This is a genomic window from Paenibacillus lacisoli (assembly GCF_030580655.1).
Lineage (GTDB): Bacteria > Bacillota > Bacilli > Paenibacillales > Paenibacillaceae > Paenibacillus > Paenibacillus lacisoli.
Map to the genome: position 1 here is coordinate 321198 of NZ_JAUQTB010000001.1, position 19302 is coordinate 340499.

Sequence of the window (19302 nt, forward strand, 5' to 3'; positions counted from 1 at the left end):
TTAAATAACCGCAGGACCTGCAGGGAGAACCATGGTGAATTCGGTACCTTCCCCTGGCGTACTAACCGCACGAATCTTGCCCTGGTGGGCTGAGACGATATTCCGGACAATCGCAAGGCCCAGGCCTGTTCCGCCCGAGCTGCCCCGTACACGGGCTTTGTCTGCCTTATAAAAGCGGTCAAAGATAAACGGCAGATCTTCAGCAGGAATACCAGCACCTTCATCCTTGACCGACACGATGACAGAATCTGCGCCTTTGCCGCTGGTCTCCCGCCTAGCGGAGATCGTCACGGTCCTGCCTGCAGGGGTATGTCTGAATGCATTGTCAAGCAGGTTCGTGAATACCTGCTCCAGACGATCTTCATCCGCGGCTTCCATTTCAAGGCTTCCGGGGCCGCGGACATAACGGAGATCCAGGCCCAGTTCCTTGGAGCGGACCGTAAATTTACGGAACACCCGCTCAATCAGCTCGTTCAGATCCAGCTGCTGCATCATCATATCCGTATGGCCGGCTTCCATCCGGGCCAGATCCAGCAGATCCTTGACGAGGCGGCCCATCCGCAGTGACTCATCATGGATGACCTGAATGAGCTCTTCACTTTCTTCCGGCGAGGCGGCCATTCCATCCAGCAGCGCTTCACTGTATCCCTGCATCATCGACAGGGGCGTACGGATTTCGTGCGAGACATTGGCCACAAAGTCTCTGCGCATTTTCTCAAGCTGCACCTGCTCCGTAACATCCCGAAGAACGGCTACCGCTCCCCGAATCGCATTATCCGAATACAAAGGGGCCATCTGCACAGACCATACCCCTTTTTGTACATGAACGTTAGCATTCTGATCCTCGCCGTTCTCCATAACGGCATGGAACAGCGGCTGAAGCGGCTCGGGAACATAGGCGTGGTAAGAGCCCTCCGTCTCCCTCTGCCCCGTCCACTCCATTTTCTCCCACTGATCGAGCAGATCCTGGCCCGGAGGATTGATCAGGATGATATCGCCGGCACCATCAAAGGTAATCACGGCATCCGTCATACTGCGCAGCACACTGGAGAGATGATTTTTCTCCTGATTGAGACTCTTGATCGTCATCTCCAGTTCTTCGGCCATATGGTTAAATGTACTCGCCAGCTCGCCAATTTCATCACTGGTTACCAGAGAGAGCCGTGTTCCGTAATCCCCCTGACGTACTGCATTGGTCGCTTTGATCAAACGCTGCATCGGCTGTGTAATCTTGGTGAACAGGAACAAAGCGAAGAAGGTGGTCAGCAGAAAACCGATAATGCAAATGATGGTAAACAGCCGCTTGATTTCTGTGGATTCGCTTTGTCCAAAATTAGTATCAATATAGGGCAGCATGAACATGCCGAGCGTGATCAGGATACAGCCAACCAGACAGGTAATCGTGATCCACAATTTCCCGACAAGCGATTTCATGAAGTTCAATTTATTTCGGAACCTCCAATTTGTAGCCAACACCCCAGACCGTGGTGATCATGGAAGCCGCCTCCGGAGACACCTTGTTCAGCTTCTCCCGCAGCCGCTTAACATGCGTATCTACGGTACGGAGATCTCCGAAAAATTCATAATTCCATACATCCTTAAGCAGCTCCTCACGGGAGAACACCTTGTCTGGTGAGATAGCAAGATAATGCAGAAGTTCATATTCCTTCGGGGTCAGGCTGATCTCCTTCCCGCCTGCAGTAACACGGTGAGCATCATGCTCAATGACCAGAGATGGAAATACGATACTGTTGCTCGGCGTCACTTCCTTGGTCAAATAAGCGGTCTCTGAAGAGCGCCGCAGAATCGCTTTCACCCGGTAAATAACCTCACGAGGGCTGAAGGGCTTGACCACATAATCGTCTGCTCCCACTTCGAAACCTTGAACACGGTTAATTTCTTCTCCCTTGGCCGTCAGCATCAGTACCGGTGTTGCCTTAACCTGACGAAGCCGGGTGCACACCTCAATTCCGTCAATTCCCGGCAGCATCACATCCAGCAGAATCAGTCCGTAATTTTCCTCGATGGCCTTCTGCAGCGCAGTCTCTCCGTCTTCGGCTTCGTCGATCTCATACCCTTCCTTTTCCAGATACATTTTGAGGAGCCGGCGGATCCGCTCTTCATCATCTACTACCAATATTCGATTTCCCTGCTCTGACATCTGCCACACAACCCCTCTTTACTCTGCGAAAATAAACATCCCCTCCGGCACACCCGAAGCGGATAAACCAATCAGATTCTATTGTACACTTTTCCCATTCCGGGTCAAACCTTCTCCTCTCCCGCTCAGGCAGATAAAGAAAAAAGGCGGGGTTACCCCTGCCTCTTAGATTTCTTATCCGATTTGGCCAGCTGGATCAGCTTGTTGACTTCGTCTTTGGTTAAAGGCCGCGTCAATCCGCGCTTCAGGTTGCCGATAAGCAGATCTCCAAAGGAGATACGCTTCAGCTTCGTCACCGGGTGGGAGATCGCTTCGAACATTCGCCTCACCTGACGGTTCCGTCCTTCATGAATGGTGATCTGGATTACTGCTTCCTTGCCTTCCGGATCAACGTCCTTGTATTCCACCTCAGCCGGTGCAGTCATTCCGTCTTCCAGCATGATGCCCTTCTTCAGCTTATCCAGTTCCGTACCGTGCGGCACACCTTTAACGGTAGCCACATAGGTCTTCGGCACATGATGCTTCGGATGCGTCAGAAGGTGGGCAAATTCACCGTCGTTGGTCAGCAGCAGCAGACCTTCCGTATCATAGTCCAGACGACCGACCGGGTAGACCCGTTCCTTCACGCCTTTTAGATAGTCAGAGACAATCTTGCGGCCTTCCGGATCCGAAGCGCTGGTAATCACGCCTCTTGGTTTGTTCATCATCAGGTACACTTTGTTTTCGCTTTTAATAGGCTTGCCATTCACTGTAATTATATCTTCGTCGGGGTCCGCCTTGGTGCCAAGTTCGGTCACAGTCACCCCGTTGACTTCTACTTTACCGGCCTGGATCAGCTCTTCACTTTTACGTCTTGAAGCTACGCCTGCCTGGGCCAGAATTTTCTGCAATCTCTCCATGTCTGTTCAGTCACCTCAACCTAATGATAACCATCACATGGACAAATCACAAGCTCCCCCTCAAAAAATCATTAGACAGACCGCGATTGCAGCAATAAAGCCGACCACATCGGAGAACAGTCCGACTTTGAGAGCGTAACGGCCATTCCGGATACCCACTGCGCCAAAATAAACAGTCAATACATACAGCGTAGTATCTGTGCTGCCCTGTATGGTTGAAGCAATGCGTCCAATCATGGAATCGGGTCCATAGGTTTTGATCAGATCCGTCGTAAAAGCGAGTGAACCCGTACCTGTCAGCGGACGAAGGAGCCCCAGAGGTACAATCTCTCCAGGAACCCCTATGGAACGCAGCCAGGGTGTCAGCCATCCGGTAAAAAACTCGAGTGCCCCTGAGGCGCGGAATACACTGATGGCTACCATCATACCAACCAGATGAGGAATAATATCAATTGCCGTGGAAAACCCGCCTTTGGCTCCGTCCACGAAGGATTCATAGACAGGGACCTTCTTCATATAAGCATACAGTGGAATAAAAGCTAAAATCAGCGGAATTGCCCAGGTGGAAATAAGACTGACGAGCTGGTACATCCATCATCATCCTTTCACATGCCAACCGGCTTGCCCTTGTCAGGGGGACCCGCTTGATTCAACCGGTTTCGGTAATCAGGATTCCTCCGCAGAAAACGCCCACGGTACCAACGGTCCGCCAAAATAGCTGCAGCCGTCGCTACGGCAGTTGCCAGCAGCGTTGTTCCTACGATCTCTGCAGGGTTCGCGGAATGGTAATTCAAGCGGATGGCGATCAGTGTTGTCGGAATCAACGTAATGCTGGCTGTATTCAGGGCAAGCAGTGTACACATAGCTGGACTGGCCGATTGCTTGTCCGGATTTAATTCCTGGAGCTGCTGCATCGCCTTAATTCCCATCGGAGTTGCAGCGTTACCAAGTCCAAGCAGATTGGCACTCATGTTCGAGAGTATGTACCCCATCGCGGGGTGGTTCTTTGGAACATCCGGAAACAGAAAGGACACGACCGGTGACAGCAGCTTCGCTATTTTACCAAGTAGGCCTGCATCCTCGGCCATTTTCATCATACCCATCCAGAATACGAGTACGCTGATCAGTCCGATGCAAACGGTCACACCGGTCGCCGCCCCGTCAAAGGCTGCCTGGGTAACAACCTCAATTTTCCCCTGTACCGCCGCGAAGATGAAGCCAATGACGATCAGTCCCATCCAAATCAGATTGATCATCTCATCTCTCCTCCCTGATTATATCCAGCAAGTCAGAACAAATGGCTCATGACCCTTTTCCATACCGATAACCATACGGGGCTGTTCGTATGCATTGTTCCTGAAGAAGGCGCTGCAGGAGAAGCTGTACCCGAAGAACCTCCATTCGAATTCGCCTCAGATCGATGATAGATGGGGACCGAACCGATCCGTCTGTCGTGCAGATAAAAATCGACACTGCCCCGAATGCCGAAAGACGAATCCAGTTTCCCTGGACGCACAGGAGGATACAATACCAGCTTGTTGGTGACCTGTCCTTTCTCCCCTTCTGCCAGCGGATACACGAAGGCCTTTCCGGTCTGCAGCGGCTGCTCGTGAACACGCATCTCCTTTTCAGCTAGTGTCACAAGAGGATAATACTTAAATCCGTAGTCCAGCATTCGTGCATGATCCTTCCAGTCATCCCCGTCATTCAGGGTCACAGCTGCCAGCTGTTGTCCATGGCGGGTCGCCGAGCTTACAAGACAGCGGAAAGCTTTCTTCGTGTAGCCTGTCTTGACCCCATCAGCTCCCTCATACAAACGCAGCAATTTGTTTTTGTTGGCCCATTTATAATCCCAGCTCTCATTGGGGTTAGGTGCCGCTTTCTCCTTGGTAGCCACAATCTTCTTAAATTCCGGCTGTTGAAGGGCATAGGCTGTCAGCTTGGCCAGATCGTTGGCAGAAGAATAATGCCCCTCTGCATCCAAACCATGCGGGTTCATAAAATGGGAGTGGGATAACCCCAGCTCCTCCGCTTTCTGATTCATCAAAAACACAAAACCATCTTCGGATCCGCCAATATGCTCCGCAATCGCTGTTGCCGCATCATTGCCGGAACGCAGCATCAGCCCGTACAGCATGTTCTCCAGGGTCATTTCCTCCCCAAGCTTCAAATAGATCGAGGAGCCTTCCTTGGCAAATGCCCGGGCAGAGACTTTAACCTTATCGTCCAGTCTGCCCTGTTCAATGGCAACGAGTGCGGTCATGATTTTGGTCAGGCTTGCAATCCGCAGTTCTTCGTCCCCATGACTGCTGTACAGTATACGGCCAGACGTGACATCAATAAGCGCTGATGCCTGTGCATGTGTCGATATTCCTGGTGGTACCGGTACCGTTTCAGCATTTGCCGCAGAGACCGACGGGACCAAGCCTGCAGCCATTACAAACGACATGAATAGCAACCAACATTTGCTTACTGGCAAATTACGCATTCTTCTACTCCTTCGGGTCCGTGGAATCTGTTCTACTATATGCCCGGACAGGCATCAGTATGTCCATACAGTTAAAATCCCTTCCGGTTGGAAGGGATCATGTCAGGTTGGTCAGCTGAATGCTGGTCCTCGGTTATGAGTCTCTTTGTCCGGCGTTGTTGGAGGCACGGAATAATTCTCATTGGAGTTATTTTGAGACTGGAACATGGATTGGATCTTGTCCAGCAGGAATGGGGTGGAATCGATGATTTTCTCAAACAAGTGAGTCTGGGCATCCAAAGGCACAATTTGCACCCCTTGTTTGCCCACCACAAGAAATGCGATTGGACGGATCGATACGCCGCCGCCGCTGCCGCCGCCGAAAGGAAGTGCGACTTCAGCATGATTATGGGCGTTGGGGCCTGATCCTGTTGAATGAGCGTGCTCATCCTCAACGTGGAAGTCGCTCCCCCCTGCAGCAAAACCGAAACCTACACGGCTGATCGGTAGAATCACGGTCCCGTCAGGCGTTTCGACAGCTTCACCTACAATGGTATTCACGTCAACCATCGCTTTGATGTTCTCCATCGCTGTCTGCATTAATCCTTGAAGCGGATGCTCTGGCATGATGACTCCTCCTCTATGCGATAAAATAAAGACTGATCTGTACGTTCTACAGTGTGCGCTTATCGCTGGCCGATTATGTATGCCTGTCAGCCCACTTTTAATGAAGCCGTAACTTATCTGCCGCTGAGAGCACATGATTGCAGGCTAAATAGCAGCCCGCTTCTTTTTCTTTGCTTCACGCGCTTCCTTCAGAAGCTCTTTCCACACTTGAAAGCCTCCCTCTACTCTGCGGATACGCAGGAACAGACTCGCTCCTGCGGCGATCAGCTGATACACAGGGATATTCAGACTTGCCTGCATTTCACTGGTCAACCGAAGCTCATCTATCCAATATGGAACTACAAAGAGACGCGGCGGCTTGCGAAACCGCATATAGTGCGTCATCCAGCCTACAGCTGTAGTCTTTATCCCCCACAAGGCACCTACGGTTACGGCTGTATACATGGAATCCCCTGCACTGATATTCGTGGACCAGTCCATACGGTGAACAGATACCCGCGCCAGGGTCGTTCTGATCCAGGCGTTAAATCCTTCGGTAGCCGCTAGAATTCGGCGCAGATCTTTTAGCGCTTTGCGAACCTTCGCCTTGGTTATCGTTTCATTCCCGATCGAGGTCTCATGCTCATGAAAATTACCGTTCCGGTCCAGGCGGAACAGAATGCCCTTCTTCAGCTTGTCCAGCATGATGGCAGGTACCTCAAAATGGAGGCGGATCAGACCGTACAGCAAAATGACTTTGGCGTAGATCCGGTCATCCTGATTGCTCTTGCGTATCAATAGCTCAACCCGCAGCTCTGAGAGCACGACAGCGAGGATGATAACAATAACCACAATGGCGGCGCCGATCCAGAACCACATACAGCAGCCCTCCCTTGGCTGTTTTCTCCCATCTAGTATGGCAGACCAGCAGGAAAACATTCACGGTACCGTTAACCGATACCGGTTCATCCTCCATGTTTACACAAAAAAAAGGCAAACCATGATATCGCGGTTTGCCTTTAGTCGCTATCTATACCTATACGTTCGCTTGATGTTATGCTTCCGTATCACCTGTGTCTGGTAAATCTTCAAAATCCAGCGGCTCCGCTCCCAGTTTCTCAAACAGCAGCTGGGTCTCTTCCTCCAGATTATCTGTATCTTCAAATTGCGAAGGTTCAGGCAGATCTTTAAGGCTTCCCAGGCCAAAATAGTCCAGAAAGGATTTGGTCGTCCCATACAAAATCGGTCTGCCGATCGCCTCAGCCCGTCCAACTTCAACGATCAGGTCCTTGTTGACCAGCGTATGGATCGCCCGCTCGGATTTGACACCCCGAATTTCCTCGATATCGACACGGGTAATCGGCTGACGGTAGGCGACAATTGCCAGCGTCTCAAGCGCAGCCTGGGATAATGAGGAACGGGATGGTGAGTAGGCCAGCTTCTCAAAATAAGGCGCATGATCGGCCAGCGTTGCCAGCTGATAGTTCCCGGCCAGTTGTACCATCTGCAGGCCTCTTCCCTCGCGCTCCATGTCCTGTTTGAGCTCATGAAGTGCGTCAGCCACCATCTCTGCCGGCTGTTCCACAATATCCGTCAGCTGCTTGATGCTTAAGCCTTCTTCTCCTGCCAGAAACAGCAGGCCCTCAATAATCGACTTCAACTTCGGAAAATCCATCCAGCCTTCCTTCCCCTCTCCACTCCATAACAATGTCATCAAAAAGCTGTTCCTGATAACATACGATTTGCTTCATTTTCATTAATTCAAGAATTGCCAGAAAGGTTACGACAATCTCGTGCCTGTACATATCCTGATCCAGCAGCTTGGAGAACATCAGCTTTCCTCCGTACCCGACCCTCTCCAGTGTACTGACCACGTCCTTGATCCGGTCCTTGACCGAGATCTCGTCCCGCTGGATTCTCGCTACCGGAGCCTGTCTGACTGCCTTGCGGAGCGCCTTCTGGAAAGCTGCGATGAGGTCCGCCGTATGCAGTCCCTGAATCGGATTCTCCTGCTCTGCAGGCATAAAGGGAGTCAGGTCTTCCGGTTCCTTGCTGTAGATCAAGCTGCGCTCCCATTCCCGGTCATGAAGATGCCTGGCGATGCCCTTGAATTTGCGGTACTCCATCAGCTTGTGCACCAGCTCAGCTCTCGGGTCGTAATCATCTTCCTCATAATAATCAAAGTCATCCATCTCAATGACGGGCGGCTTGGGAAGCAGCAGTTTACTCTTAATGGACAGGAGCGTTGCCGCCATAACCAGAAATTCGCTCGTAATATCCAGTTCCAGCTCCTGCATGCTGTCCAGATAGGCCATATACTGATCGGTAATCTCGCTGATCGGTATGTCCTGTATCTCGATCTCGGCCTTGTCAATCAAATGAAGCAGCAGGTCAAGCGGACCCTCGAACGTCTCTAATTTATAGGTTACTACGGTCACTTCCACTTCCTCCTGCCATACTCATGCATATTCTTATCGCTATAATTAAGCTTCCAACTGTTTGTTGAGGTTAGCCATCTCAATGGCAGCCATCGCGCAATCCCAGCCCTTGTTGCCGGCTTTAGTGCCTGCGCGCTCGATAGCCTGCTCAATATTCTCGGTTGTCACCAGACCAAAGATTGTCGGTACACCTGTCTTCAGGTTGATGGCTGATACGCCCTTGGCCACTTCGTTGCAGACATAATCGTAATGGGTTGTTGATCCGCGAATGACGGTTCCTAGTGTAATCACCGCGTCGTATTTGCCGCTTTGGGCCATTTTTTGCGCTACCAGCGGAATCTCAAATGCTCCCGGAACCCAGGCTACGTCCACTTCATCGTCAGCCACGCCGTGACGTGTCAAAGCATCCAATGCACCTGTAAGCAGCTTGTTCGTAATAAATTCATTGAAACGCCCTACAACGACGCCATATTTTAATCCGCTTGATACGAGGTTACCTTCCAAAATTCTTGCCATTTTAAGTTCCACCCTTCATCTATTCATGATGTATTGTATTCCTGTCCATCTACCCACAGCAAAACATCTACCAACTAGCTGCGGGAGGGGTCTTCATTCTGCTCCAGCTTATCATCAAACTTGAGCAGATGACCCAGCTTGCTCTGTTTGGTGTGCAGATAGGATCGGTTATCTTCGTTCTCTTCAATCTGAATCGGTACCCGCTCCACCACTTCCAGTCCGTAGCCTTCTAGACCTTTGATCTTACGGGGATTATTCGTAAGCAGACGAATTTGCTGTACACCAAGATCCTTGAGAATCTGCGCACCGATGCCATAATCTCTGAGATCCGGCGCAAAGCCCAGCTTCAGATTAGCATCAACCGTGTCCAGTCCTTCTTCCTGAAGTTTATAGGCTTTAAGCTTATTTATCAACCCAATTCCACGCCCTTCCTGCCGCATATACAGCAGGACGCCGCTGCCGGCTTCGTCGATCTGGCGCAGGGCGGCATCAAATTGCGGACCACAGTCGCAGCGGTGAGAGTGGAAGACGTCTCCTGTGAGGCACTCGGAGTGAACCCGAACCAGGACAGGCTGCGAAGGATTGATCGTACCTTTGACCAGAGCAACGTGCTCTTTACTGTCAACGGCATTGGTATATGCGACGGCCTGGAACTCACCGTAATCTGTTGGCATACGTACACTCACTTCACGGGTAATGAGCTGCTCCTGCTGGTTTCGGTACTGAATGAGATCCTTGATGGTGATCAGTTTCAGATTATGCTGCTCCGCAATACGAGAGAGATCCGGCAGGCGGGCCATCGTACCATCTTCCTTGATGACCTCACAAATGACACCGGCCGGATAGGAGCCTGCGAGACGAGCCAGATCTACAGCAGCTTCGGTATGCCCGGCTCTGCGCAGGACACCGCCCTTCTTCGCAATGAGCGGGAACATATGACCCGGCTTGCGGAAATCATCTCCCGTCGTATCCGGATCAATGAGCGCCTGAACTGTAACCGAACGCTCGCCAGCGGATATACCGGTAGTAGTATTCTTATGATCCACAGATACCGTAAAGGCTGTTCCATGGTAGTCCGTATTCTGACTGACCATAGGCTTAAGCCCCAGCTCGATTGACCGCTCTTCCGTAATCGGCACACATACAAGCCCTCTTCCCTGAGTGATCATGAAGTTGATGACTTCTGGTGTAGCTTTTTCGGCAAGGGCGATAAAATCCCCCTCGTTCTCACGGTCTTCATCGTCTACGACGATAACTACTTTGCCAAGCTTGAGATCGTGTATGGCTTCTTCTACGGTGTTTAGACTGATATGATTTTCCATCCCGTTTCCTCCTTCTCTATTAAGCAAAACCGTGTTTGGCTAAATAATCGTGGCTGATTGCGCTTTGCTTAGACCCTGTTTCCGCTTGGCCGAACTGAAGCATGTGCTCAACATATTTGCCAAGCACATCACACTCCAGATTCACAGTCTCACCGGCATGTTTGGCATGAAGGACCGTTTCAATTAATGTATGCGGAATAATAGACACCTTAAACGATGTTTCCGTTACGGATGATACGGTCAGGCTGATCCCGTCAATGGTGATGGAGCCTCTGGCAATAATATATCTGAACAAGCCGGTATCATCAGGGGCTATCTCATAAATAACTGCATTCTGGTCCGGCATGACACGCCGTATGGTACCTGTACCGTCCACATGTCCTTGAACAATATGTCCGCCAAAGCGGCCACCTGCTGCCATGGCACGCTCCAGGTTCACCTTGCTTCCGGTCTGCAGCGTGCTCAGATTACTGTTGCGATAGGTCTGCGGCATAATGTCTGCACTGAAACGATGCTCTTCCAGCTCGGTTACGGTAAGACATACGCCGTTTACAGCAATGCTGTCACCGATTCGGACATCGTCCATAATGACAGACGCCTCCACCGTAATGACCATGGCCTCTCCTTTACGGGTCAGCCTCCTGACCTTGCCGACCTCCTCAATCAGACCAGTAAACATATGGAATCCTCCCTTCTTAAGCTGAAGGCCAGACGGGAACACCACTGACACTGATGTTATCCGTGCCCACCATCTCTACTTCAAGTTCCGTCAGGCGTATCGCTTCACTCATTTTCTCTACACCGTCAAAGGTGAAGCTTCCTGCTGTTCCAATTCCACCAACAATTGTTGGAGCCAGAAAGAGTTGAACCCGGTCAACGAGACGGGCTTCCAGCATGGAACCATTCAGACGGCCTCCCCCCTCCAGCAGAACGGAGCCAATCTCGAGCTCTCCCAGCTTCTTCATGGCTGCGGAGAGGTTGACTCTCGGGCCTGTTCCACACCGAACAACCGTAACACCAGAAGCGGTAAGAGCTGCATCTTTGGCTGTGTCCGCTTCGTCGGTTGTCACGACGATGGTACGAGCCAGCCCGTCCTGCACCAGCTTACTGTCCAGAGGAATACGCAATGTGGAATCCACGACGATCCTTGTTGGACTAATCCCTTCCACACTAAGCCGGGTCGTCAACTCAGGATTGTCGGCAATAACGGTATCAACCCCAACCATGATTCCCTGGTGACGATGACGAAGTGTATGTACAATTTCGCGTGCCTTTTCATTGGAAATCCACTTGCTGTCTCCCGTTCGAGTCGCTATTTTACCGTCAAGAGTCGTAGCCGTCTTCAGTGTAATATAAGGAAAACCTGTAGTAATGTACTTAATGAATTTTTCATTCAGCTTCAGTGCCCGTTCGCGCAGTACGCCAGTGACCACCTCAATCCCGGCCTGACGGAGCATCTCAAATCCGGTTCCCGCAACCTGGGGATTGGGGTCCTCACAAGCGACCACGACACGTTTGACTTTTTCCTTAATAAGACGCTGGGCACAGGGCGGTGTTTTGCCAAAATGGCTGCAGGGCTCAAGTGTAACGTACGCCGTACTGCCTTCAGCTGCATCTCCTGCCATGTTCAGAGCATGCACTTCAGCATGGCCGGTCCCTCTCTTCAAATGGGTTCCCACCCCAACAACAGCACCATCCTTAACGACGACACAGCCGACAACCGGATTAATGTCAGTCTGCCCTTGTGCGCGTTCTGCCATGTCAAGCGCAAGTCCCATGTAATATTCATCGTTGATGATTTGCATCCATTTCACCCTGTCCTTTAGATAGATTCGCTCCTGCCGCTGCTTTTAATCTAACATACTGACCATAATAAAAAGCCCTGAAGGTCATAAGACCTTACAGGGCTGCGAGTTGTAGAGATTGTGGATAGCGCAAACAAGCCATTGAACCCGTTCAATGAACCAGCATGTTCCCCTTATTCCCGTTGCACCTGCCAAGCCATAAGCTCAAACAGCGTGCTGCCGAAATGTGAACGAACACACTTAGCCTGCATGCCTAAACGTCTGTCTAGACGTCCCATCTCCTTCTCCCATCCAGACTATACTGTCGGTCCCGGATTCTCACCAGGTCAGCCATAAGCTTAACAGCTTACAGGTCACGGACTTAGTCCCGCCGTTTGGCCGGACCACACCGCCGGTAGGGAATTTCACCCTGCCCCGAAGGATCATGTATATTTGGTTTTTACATCACTTGAAAAAAGTAAGTAATACAACTTTATCATATCCGAGACAAAAAAACAATAAAAGCAGATGATTCAAGCTCATCTGCCTTGGGTTATATTAAATAGAATCATTAATTTTCGTTGTTTATGAAACGGCAGGCAGATTGATTTTGGAAGTGAGTTCTTCAAACCATTTCTTATCGTTCGTTGCCAGTGCCATATCAATCAGAGCGTCCAGCTCCTCACGCCCCAGTTCGGTCTTATCGTCAAAAGATACATAGACAGAAGCATCCGGTTGCTGCTGTGCATCATGCCTCGGTTCATACTCCAGATGAAGTTCAACCTCTCCGTCCATATATTCACATTTCAGGAAGTAAATCACTTCACACATCAACACAGGTCTGATATGGGTATCGAAGACACAGTTCATAATTTTTGCAGAGTAATGTTCATTCGTTAAATGAAGCTTCTGGTCTGCTGCTGCGGTTTGACTGCGGCCAAAGTCGTTAGTAAAGGTAAGCTCGATCGGTGTTTTTTTCAGTACTTTAGCAATCTGTTTCTTAACAACTTCAACAATCTGTTCGTTCTTTAACATCATCATCTTCGGCACCTCTTCTCATCGTAAACATGCTGGCTGCCTTCTTGCGGAGAATCGTGAGTCCTGGTCACTCAGGACGGCTGCAGTACCGCCTTGAATCAACAGCGCCGCTGTTAATTTTATATCGGCAGGTACACCTGCTTTATGAATATTGTAGTCCAACTATTTTAGAAACAGACCCTTATTATGAAAATAATTAATGAAAAAGCCCTTCCAAAATGAAAATTTGGAGGGGCTTTTCCGGGCTCAGCTCATTGATGTTAAGCTTCGAAGACTTTAACTTCTTTCATTTTGTCTCCGCCCTTGACATCGTCAATGAGTTCCATGCCTTTAGTGACTTTGCCAAATACCGTATGAACACCATCCAGGTGAGGTTGGGGTGCGTATACAATAAAGAATTGGCTGCCACCTGTGTTGCGGCCGGCATGTGCCATGGAGAGCACGCCTCTCTCATGCTTGGTTGTATTTGTTGCAGTCTCGCAGTCAATGGTATAACCAGGACCGCCAGTACCTGTTCCGTTCGGGCATCCGCCTTGGGCTACAAAGCCAGGGATGACACGGTGAAAAGAAAGTCCGTTGTAGAAACCGCTGTTCGCAAGCTTCTCAAAGTTAGCTACCGTGTTAGGTGCTTCTTCTGGCAGAAATTCGATTTCTACGACTCCGCCGTTTTCAAGTTCAATCGTACCTTTTTTCATCTGGGGTCACGTCCTTTGCTTATCTTAGAGCTGCTGCTCTTATTTGTGCAGTTTATCACTTTATGATTGTATCTCATTTCCAACATCAGATGCAACGTTCACCCATAATTTCAGATAAAAAACTAAAAAACCCTCTCCCCAGGAGAGGGTCAATCATCAATAACAGGTTATTTGCTGACCATTTGTCTTCCAATACGCTCGGGAACAAGATCATTGCGTACAATATCCTCATAAGTCTCGCGCCGCACAACCAGACTAGCCTCGCCGTCTTTTACGAATACAACGCCCGGACGGCGGATCCGGTTGTAGTTGCTTGCCATGGAATAATTATACGCTCCTGTGCTCGCCACAGCCAACAGATCACCTTGATTGACTTCAGGAAGATTCACATCCCAGATCAGCATATCTCCACTCTCGCAGCATTTGCCTGCAATGGATACCGTTTCGGTCTCCGGTTCTCCCGCCCGGTTAGCCAGCAGCGCTTCATACTTGGCGTCATACAAAGCTGGACGAGGGTTGTCCGTCATGCCACCATCCACAGACACATACTTGCGGACGCCGGGAATGTCCTTGGTCGTCCCCACCGTATAAAGGGTTGTCCCTGCATCACCGATGATGCTGCGACCCGGCTCAATCCAGATTTCCGGCAGCTCTGGACCGATTCCCGCAAAATGAGTACGCACAGACTCTGCGATGGCTTTCACGTATTCGGCAACCTGAAGCGGGGTGTCTTCTTCCGTGTAACGGATGCCAAAACCGCCCCCGAGATTAATGACGGAGAACACGACATTCAGTCCCTCGTGCACCTCTCTTGCAAAAGCAGCTACGCGCTCGGCAGCAACCTGAAAACCGTCCACCTCAAAAATCTGGGAACCGATATGAGAATGCAGTCCAAGCAGCTGCAGATTAGACTGGCTGGAAGCCAGCTTTACAGCTTCATAGGCGGATCCGTTCCCGATATCGAAGCCGAATTTCGAATCCGTCTGGCCGGTAGAAATATATTCATGCGTATGGGCTTCAACCCCTGGGGTCACACGCAGCAGAATATTGACCTTCTGGCCCTTCCCAGCCGCAATCGCCTGCAGTATATGCAGCTCTACCAGATTATCTACCACAAAACATCCGATCCGTGCATCGATCGCCATTTCGATCTCATCCGGCGTCTTGTTGTTGCCATGGAAATGAATGCGCTCCGGCGGAAATCCTGCCTGCAGCGCTGTATACAGCTCACCGTCTGAAACAACATCCAGAGACATTCCCTCTTCTTCCACCAGCAGGCACATGGCTTTCACACAAAATGCCTTACTGGCGTACGCTACCTGATATTTCAGTCCCGTCTGCTTAAATGCATCTATAAACTCTCTGCAACGCTGGCGAACCAGCTGCTCATCCACAATATAAAGCGGAGTTCCAAACGTCTCCTTCAACGAGGTCACATCGCAACCGCCGATCTCCAGATGGCCTTGCGCATTAATTGTGCTGGTACCGTGTAAATACATAAGCTAGTGCTCTCCCCTTCCGGAACACGCTGCGAATTCCAGGTTATGTTTACATCAGTATAGCAAAACGACAAAAAGAAGAGTAATGGATTTTTATACAACTCATTTGCACAATTGTCAGTTAGCCGTACCATCCCCACCTTGGCGCGGCATACGGGTATTATCCCGGGCTTTGTTGAATGACGGGCGTTTGCTTGACGACAATACGGGAATCCGGAACAAAATAGCCCCCAAAGCCTTTGCATTAAATGGTATAAACGGCCAGAGGTAAGAGGAGTTAAAGGAACGATGCATGGTCAATGAAATCATGATCAGCGTTGTACCAATAACAAAGCCTGGCACTTTGAACATCGCCACCAGAATAATCAGGACCAGTCTTACTATCCGGTTGGCCAGTCCCAGCTCATAACTGGGCGTGGCAAACATGCCGATAGCCGCTATAGCCATATATAAGACAACCTCATTAACGAAGAGGCCGGACTGCACGGCAATGTCTCCGACCAGAATCGCTGCAATTAACCCCATCGCTGACGCCAAAGGTGTAGGTGTATGCACAGCCGCCATACGCATTAGATCGACACCAAATTCAATCAGAAGGAACTGCATGATCAGCGGCAGCCTGGCGTCCTTCTGCGGGCCGATAAAATCAAATGCCGGCGGTTTGAGTGAAGGCTCAATCACCAGCAGCATCCAGAGCGGCAGCAGAAACAGGGATGCAAATATCCCCAGAAAACGGATCCAGCGCAGATAGCTTCCCATAAAAGGCGTCTGGCGGTTCTCCTCAGCATGCTGACACAAGTCAAAAAAAGTCGTAGGCAGTATCATCACGCTCGGTGAGGTATCCACCATGATGACTACACGCCCCTCCATAATGTGGGATGCCACAACGTCAGGGCGTTCCGAGTATCGTACCAACGGGTACGGGTGCCAGCCCTTGTTGATCATCGTCTCTTCCAGCTGTTTATCTGCAAGGGGAATGCCATCCAGGTTTACACCCTTGATTTTTTCACGTACTTCATCTACCAATGTCTTATCTACGATATCATCAATGTATGCGATACAGACATCGGTGCGTGTGCGCCGGCCCACATTCATAAGTTCAAACTTCAGTCCCGGGTCACGCAGACGCCGGCGGATCAGGGCCGTATTGAACAGCATCGTCTCCGTAAATCCATCCCTTGCACCACGTACAACTTTCTCCAGCGAAGGTTCTTCAGGACTTCGAACCGGGAAGTTTCGCGTATCCATCACAATAGCCTGGGACTCACCCTCAATGAACATGACACACATGCCCATCATAACCTTGTTCAGGATCGCAGACATCTGATCCGCTTTCTCGACCTGAATATGGGGAATATAATATTCAAAATAGGACTGAACGGCATCTGAAGACATATCGTTTGAGGTCAGATAAGTGAGCCGTTTGAGGATTTCCAGCTGAATATTATCTTTTGAGAAGCCGTTGATAAAAAACAACCCGGTATGCCGCCCGCCCAGGGTCATTTCACGCAGTACGACATCAAACGTTTCCCCGAGGCCCATAACCTGCTTCAGCGTATTTTTGACCTCACTCATCTCAGCGGGAACCTTATCGTTGCCCTGCCAATATTCGACGGACTCCTTTATATTGTCAGACATCTCATCCTGTTTTTTATGTGCAAGCCGCTTTTTCTGACTGGACTCCTGCTGATCACTGCGCCGAGAATTCCTTTTATTTAAATTACGGGTTTTAATTTTTACAGGTTGTTGATGTCCCCCATGTCCGTTCTTTTCTTCAGGATCACGATCCCCAAGTCTGCTCACATGAGGGGGGAGCTCCCGCTCCGGCTGTTCGAATTCGCTTGAAGTAAGATCATTCCGATCATTCATGGTCTAGCCTCCAGTTCTTTTAGCGGTTATAGACAAACCAGTCAAACAGCGAGCCGGCGGTCTTGCCAAGCACCATGGCCAGCAGCAGCCCAAACAAATACGGCGTCATATAAAGCCTCTTGGCCATGATGGGAAGTACGTTGAGCACCTCTGTCAGAGCAGCGGCCAGCAGCCCAATGAATATTCCGCTCAGCAGACCCGCAGGCAGTACAGCCAGAGACAGCAGCGGAAACCTCCAGTTCCAGAAATCAGCGAGCGTCCCGGCAAAAGAACCAACGATCATCGCACCCTCATAACTGTGCGCCTTATTATAAGACCGGGTGAGCTGCGCAAGTCTTGGAATCATGTCCAGCACAATGAACAGTGCAATGACACCACTGCCGACGGCAATACCGCCAGCGATGCCCAGCGAGATCTGAAGTACAATTTGGATGAGCTCAATCATATACGCCTTTTTCCAATCTGGCCCTGCTTCATCTTCTCGTACTCCTCGGCAACAACCTGTTGATCCACGTTCTGCTGATAAAGGAACATTTCGACCTCCAAAGGGGTGGGCTCGTCATTCCATTTTTTCTTGAAGAGATGATTGAAGAATATGATCATGCCAAAACCGATACCTACCGAATAGGCGGCCTGAAACAGATAAGGATGCTCATCCCGTTTCCCTGTCAGCATCTCGACAATCCGGATCTGCACCTCCAGCATGTTCACATCGGCATGGAAGTTCATAATCGTTAAGGCTGACCCCACGAATAAGAGCAGCCAGACGAGCACAAACAGCAGCTTGGAAGGTTTTCTCGGTTTCTTGACGATCTCGATCAGCATATGAGGCTTGCCGAGCGACTCTACCTGTATGCCGGGGATCTGGCTGCGGATCAAGGAGATAATCTGCAGCATGTCGACCATAATCAGATTTCCGTCATGAATACGGGGTGTTATCAGCTCTAGTTGCAGCAGTCTGGCTTCCCATTCCGGCTCAGTCAGCAGATGGGCAACATCGCCAAGTGTTATTTTTTGACCCAGCCTGACCTGAATGCGGCTGCGCAGACGAAGGTAGACGGTCGGCACAGTACGTTCTGCCATCACTATCACTTCCCTTGCCGCGTAATACCGTGCTTGAATTAACGTTAGTGTGTGATGGGTCTGACCGTATTATTCTTAAACAGGTAAAACAACACAAAAAGCAGGAAAGGTCTGCTCGACCCTGCCTGCTTCAGGTTGGCACTTCTGTATGTTGGCTAAAAAAGCTACTGCGCGATCTGATCCCGGATGGACTGAAGAATCTTCTTCTCCAGCCTAGACACCTGTACCTGGGAGATTCCCAATCTGCCTGCGACCTCAGACTGCGTCTGATCCTTGAAATACCTCAGATACACAATCAGTCTCTCTCGTTCCGATAATCCGTCGATCGCCTCATTCAAAGCGAGCTTGTCGAACCACCGCTCCTGGGACTCATCCGCAATCTGATCCATCAGTGTGATGGGATCGCCATCATTCTCGAATACCGTCTCATGAATGGAAGTGGGAGGCTTGTTGGCCTCCTGAGCAAATACCACTTCCTCCGGGGAAACACCGAGCTGCTCGGCCACTTCCTTAATCGTTGGAAGCCGGTCCAGGTGCTTGGACAGTTCATCCCGTTTCTTACGAACTTTGTTCGCCATTTCCTTCAGCGAACGGCTTACTTTTAGCGTGCCGTCATCCCGCAGGAAGCGCTGGATTTCACCGATAATCATCGGTACGGCATATGTGGAGAATTTGACATCATAACTCAGGTCAAATTTGTCCACGGACTTCAGTAAGCCGATGCAACCGATCTGGAACAGATCCTCCGGCTCATATCCCCGGTTCATGAAACGTTGAACAACCGACCAGACCAGCCGCATATTGCAGTTCACCAGCGTGTCTCTAGCTATAGCATCACCGGACTGGCTGAGCGCGATCAGGCGCTTGACTTCCCCATCCTCGAGATAGGTTTGTGAAGACTGCTTTACTTTTGGATCCATAGGCA

At 50.3% G+C, this 19302-nt stretch carries 21 protein-coding genes and 1 riboswitch; all 21 genes read right to left on the bottom strand.

Annotated features, from left to right (window positions below; all coding sequences use genetic code 11):
* The 21 genes from Q5741_RS01590 to sigF all read right to left on the bottom strand — a co-directional run bounded on the left by Q5741_RS01590 (position 1) and on the right by sigF (position 19297).
* Positions 1-1443, bottom strand: a complete 1443-nt coding sequence (locus tag Q5741_RS01590; protein ID WP_305022290.1) for a HAMP domain-containing sensor histidine kinase — start codon at positions 1441-1443, stop codon at positions 1-3.
* A 1-nt stretch (position 1444) separates the two neighbouring features.
* Positions 1445-2161 (bottom strand): response regulator transcription factor, encoded by a 717-nt coding sequence (locus Q5741_RS01595; protein WP_305022291.1) that lies wholly within the window; start codon positions 2159-2161, stop codon positions 1445-1447.
* Between the two features lie 152 nt (positions 2162-2313).
* A complete protein-coding gene (locus Q5741_RS01600) occupies positions 2314-3060 on the bottom strand; it encodes a pseudouridine synthase (RefSeq protein ID WP_305022292.1) in 747 nt (248 codons plus the stop codon).
* 60 nt (positions 3061-3120) lie between these two features.
* The gene (locus tag Q5741_RS01605; protein WP_305022293.1) at positions 3121-3651 is read right to left on the bottom strand and encodes a spore maturation protein; all 531 of its coding nucleotides are present in this window, start codon (positions 3649-3651) and stop codon (positions 3121-3123) included.
* A 14-nt stretch (positions 3652-3665) separates the two neighbouring features.
* Complete coding sequence (locus tag Q5741_RS01610) at positions 3666-4316, bottom strand: nucleoside recognition domain-containing protein (RefSeq protein ID WP_305022294.1); 651 nt, start codon at positions 4314-4316, stop codon at positions 3666-3668.
* Between the two features lie 32 nt (positions 4317-4348).
* Positions 4349-5509 carry a D-alanyl-D-alanine carboxypeptidase family protein gene (locus Q5741_RS01615; protein ID WP_407074300.1) on the bottom strand — a complete coding sequence of 387 codons (1161 nt, stop codon included), beginning with the start codon at positions 5507-5509 and terminating at the stop codon, positions 4349-4351.
* A gap of 150 nt (positions 5510-5659) precedes the next feature.
* Complete coding sequence (gene ytfJ, locus Q5741_RS01620) at positions 5660-6154, bottom strand: GerW family sporulation protein (protein ID WP_305022295.1); 495 nt, start codon at positions 6152-6154, stop codon at positions 5660-5662.
* Positions 6155-6298: 144 nt separating this feature from the next.
* The gene (locus tag Q5741_RS01625; protein WP_305022296.1) at positions 6299-7012 is read right to left on the bottom strand and encodes a DUF2953 domain-containing protein; all 714 of its coding nucleotides are present in this window, start codon (positions 7010-7012) and stop codon (positions 6299-6301) included.
* 175 nt (positions 7013-7187) lie between these two features.
* Complete coding sequence (scpB, locus tag Q5741_RS01630) at positions 7188-7808, bottom strand: SMC-Scp complex subunit ScpB (RefSeq protein ID WP_305022297.1); 621 nt, start codon at positions 7806-7808, stop codon at positions 7188-7190.
* Complete coding sequence (locus tag Q5741_RS01635) at positions 7777-8571, bottom strand: segregation and condensation protein A (RefSeq protein ID WP_305022298.1); 795 nt, start codon at positions 8569-8571, stop codon at positions 7777-7779. Before Q5741_RS01635 ends, scpB begins: the two co-directional genes overlap by 32 nt.
* A gap of 45 nt (positions 8572-8616) precedes the next feature.
* Positions 8617-9087, bottom strand: coding sequence for a 6,7-dimethyl-8-ribityllumazine synthase (gene ribH / locus Q5741_RS01640; RefSeq protein WP_305022299.1), 471 nt, complete (start codon positions 9085-9087; stop codon positions 8617-8619).
* A 74-nt stretch (positions 9088-9161) separates the two neighbouring features.
* On the bottom strand, positions 9162-10409 hold the full coding sequence (locus Q5741_RS01645; RefSeq protein ID WP_305022300.1) for a bifunctional 3,4-dihydroxy-2-butanone-4-phosphate synthase/GTP cyclohydrolase II: 1248 nt from the start codon (positions 10407-10409) through the stop codon (positions 9162-9164).
* Between the two features lie 19 nt (positions 10410-10428).
* Positions 10429-11088, bottom strand: a complete 660-nt coding sequence (ribE, locus tag Q5741_RS01650) for a riboflavin synthase (RefSeq protein WP_305022301.1) — start codon at positions 11086-11088, stop codon at positions 10429-10431.
* A gap of 16 nt (positions 11089-11104) precedes the next feature.
* On the bottom strand, positions 11105-12214 hold the full coding sequence (gene ribD, locus Q5741_RS01655; RefSeq protein WP_305022712.1) for a bifunctional diaminohydroxyphosphoribosylaminopyrimidine deaminase/5-amino-6-(5-phosphoribosylamino)uracil reductase RibD: 1110 nt from the start codon (positions 12212-12214) through the stop codon (positions 11105-11107).
* A gap of 275 nt (positions 12215-12489) precedes the next feature.
* Positions 12490-12640: riboswitch (FMN riboswitch) on the bottom strand.
* 138 nt (positions 12641-12778) lie between these two features.
* The gene (locus Q5741_RS01660) at positions 12779-13234 is read right to left on the bottom strand and encodes an IDEAL domain-containing protein (protein ID WP_305022302.1); all 456 of its coding nucleotides are present in this window, start codon (positions 13232-13234) and stop codon (positions 12779-12781) included.
* Between the two features lie 257 nt (positions 13235-13491).
* Complete coding sequence (locus tag Q5741_RS01665; protein WP_305022303.1) at positions 13492-13926, bottom strand: peptidylprolyl isomerase; 435 nt, start codon at positions 13924-13926, stop codon at positions 13492-13494.
* A gap of 167 nt (positions 13927-14093) precedes the next feature.
* Positions 14094-15425, bottom strand: coding sequence for a diaminopimelate decarboxylase (gene lysA / locus Q5741_RS01670; protein ID WP_305022304.1), 1332 nt, complete (start codon positions 15423-15425; stop codon positions 14094-14096).
* A 117-nt stretch (positions 15426-15542) separates the two neighbouring features.
* The gene (locus Q5741_RS01675) at positions 15543-17294 is read right to left on the bottom strand and encodes a spore germination protein (protein WP_305022305.1); all 1752 of its coding nucleotides are present in this window, start codon (positions 17292-17294) and stop codon (positions 15543-15545) included.
* 19 nt (positions 17295-17313) lie between these two features.
* Positions 17314-17739: a stage V sporulation protein AB gene (locus tag Q5741_RS01680; protein ID WP_305022306.1), complete on the bottom strand. Its 426-nt coding sequence runs from the start codon at positions 17737-17739 to the stop codon at positions 17314-17316.
* Positions 17736-18377: a stage V sporulation protein AA gene (locus Q5741_RS01685; protein WP_305022307.1), complete on the bottom strand. Its 642-nt coding sequence runs from the start codon at positions 18375-18377 to the stop codon at positions 17736-17738. The genes Q5741_RS01680 and Q5741_RS01685 overlap by 4 nt, the downstream gene beginning before the upstream one ends.
* 164 nt (positions 18378-18541) lie before the next feature.
* Complete coding sequence (sigF, locus tag Q5741_RS01690; RefSeq protein ID WP_305022308.1) at positions 18542-19297, bottom strand: RNA polymerase sporulation sigma factor SigF; 756 nt, start codon at positions 19295-19297, stop codon at positions 18542-18544.
* Between the last annotated feature and the right edge of the window lie 5 nt (positions 19298-19302).

Excerpts from the sequence above, each read along its gene's own strand:
- Q5741_RS01595 (WP_305022291.1), bottom strand. The coding sequence starts at position 2,161 with ATGTCAGAGCAGGGAAATCGAATATTGGTAGTAGATGATGAAGAGCGG.
- Q5741_RS01600 (WP_305022292.1), bottom strand. The coding sequence starts at position 3,060 with ATGGAGAGATTGCAGAAAATTCTGGCCCAGGCAGGCGTAGCTTCAAGA.
- Q5741_RS01605 (WP_305022293.1), bottom strand. The coding sequence starts at position 3,651 with ATGTACCAGCTCGTCAGTCTTATTTCCACCTGGGCAATTCCGCTGATT.
- Q5741_RS01610 (WP_305022294.1), bottom strand. The coding sequence starts at position 4,316 with ATGATCAATCTGATTTGGATGGGACTGATCGTCATTGGCTTCATCTTC.
- Q5741_RS01615 (WP_407074300.1), bottom strand. The coding sequence starts at position 5,509 with ATGTCGTTTGTAATGGCTGCAGGCTTGGTCCCGTCGGTCTCTGCGGCA.
- ytfJ (WP_305022295.1), bottom strand. The coding sequence starts at position 6,154 with ATGCCAGAGCATCCGCTTCAAGGATTAATGCAGACAGCGATGGAGAAC.
- Q5741_RS01625 (WP_305022296.1), bottom strand. The coding sequence starts at position 7,012 with ATGTGGTTCTGGATCGGCGCCGCCATTGTGGTTATTGTTATCATCCTC.
- scpB (WP_305022297.1), bottom strand. The coding sequence starts at position 7,808 with ATGGATTTTCCGAAGTTGAAGTCGATTATTGAGGGCCTGCTGTTTCTG.
- ribH (WP_305022299.1), bottom strand. The coding sequence starts at position 9,087 with ATGGCAAGAATTTTGGAAGGTAACCTCGTATCAAGCGGATTAAAATAT.
- Q5741_RS01645 (WP_305022300.1), bottom strand. The coding sequence starts at position 10,409 with ATGGAAAATCATATCAGTCTAAACACCGTAGAAGAAGCCATACACGAT.
- ribE (WP_305022301.1), bottom strand. The coding sequence starts at position 11,088 with ATGTTTACTGGTCTGATTGAGGAGGTCGGCAAGGTCAGGAGGCTGACC.
- ribD (WP_305022712.1), bottom strand. The coding sequence starts at position 12,214 with ATGCAAATCATCAACGATGAATATTACATGGGACTTGCGCTTGACATG.
- Q5741_RS01660 (WP_305022302.1), bottom strand. The coding sequence starts at position 13,234 with ATGATGATGTTAAAGAACGAACAGATTGTTGAAGTTGTTAAGAAACAG.
- Q5741_RS01665 (WP_305022303.1), bottom strand. The coding sequence starts at position 13,926 with ATGAAAAAAGGTACGATTGAACTTGAAAACGGCGGAGTCGTAGAAATC.
- lysA (WP_305022304.1), bottom strand. The coding sequence starts at position 15,425 with ATGTATTTACACGGTACCAGCACAATTAATGCGCAAGGCCATCTGGAG.
- Q5741_RS01675 (WP_305022305.1), bottom strand. The coding sequence starts at position 17,294 with ATGAATGATCGGAATGATCTTACTTCAAGCGAATTCGAACAGCCGGAG.
- Q5741_RS01680 (WP_305022306.1), bottom strand. The coding sequence starts at position 17,739 with ATGATTGAGCTCATCCAAATTGTACTTCAGATCTCGCTGGGCATCGCT.
- Q5741_RS01685 (WP_305022307.1), bottom strand. The coding sequence starts at position 18,377 with ATGGCAGAACGTACTGTGCCGACCGTCTACCTTCGTCTGCGCAGCCGC.
- sigF (WP_305022308.1), bottom strand. The coding sequence starts at position 19,297 with ATGGATCCAAAAGTAAAGCAGTCTTCACAAACCTATCTCGAGGATGGG.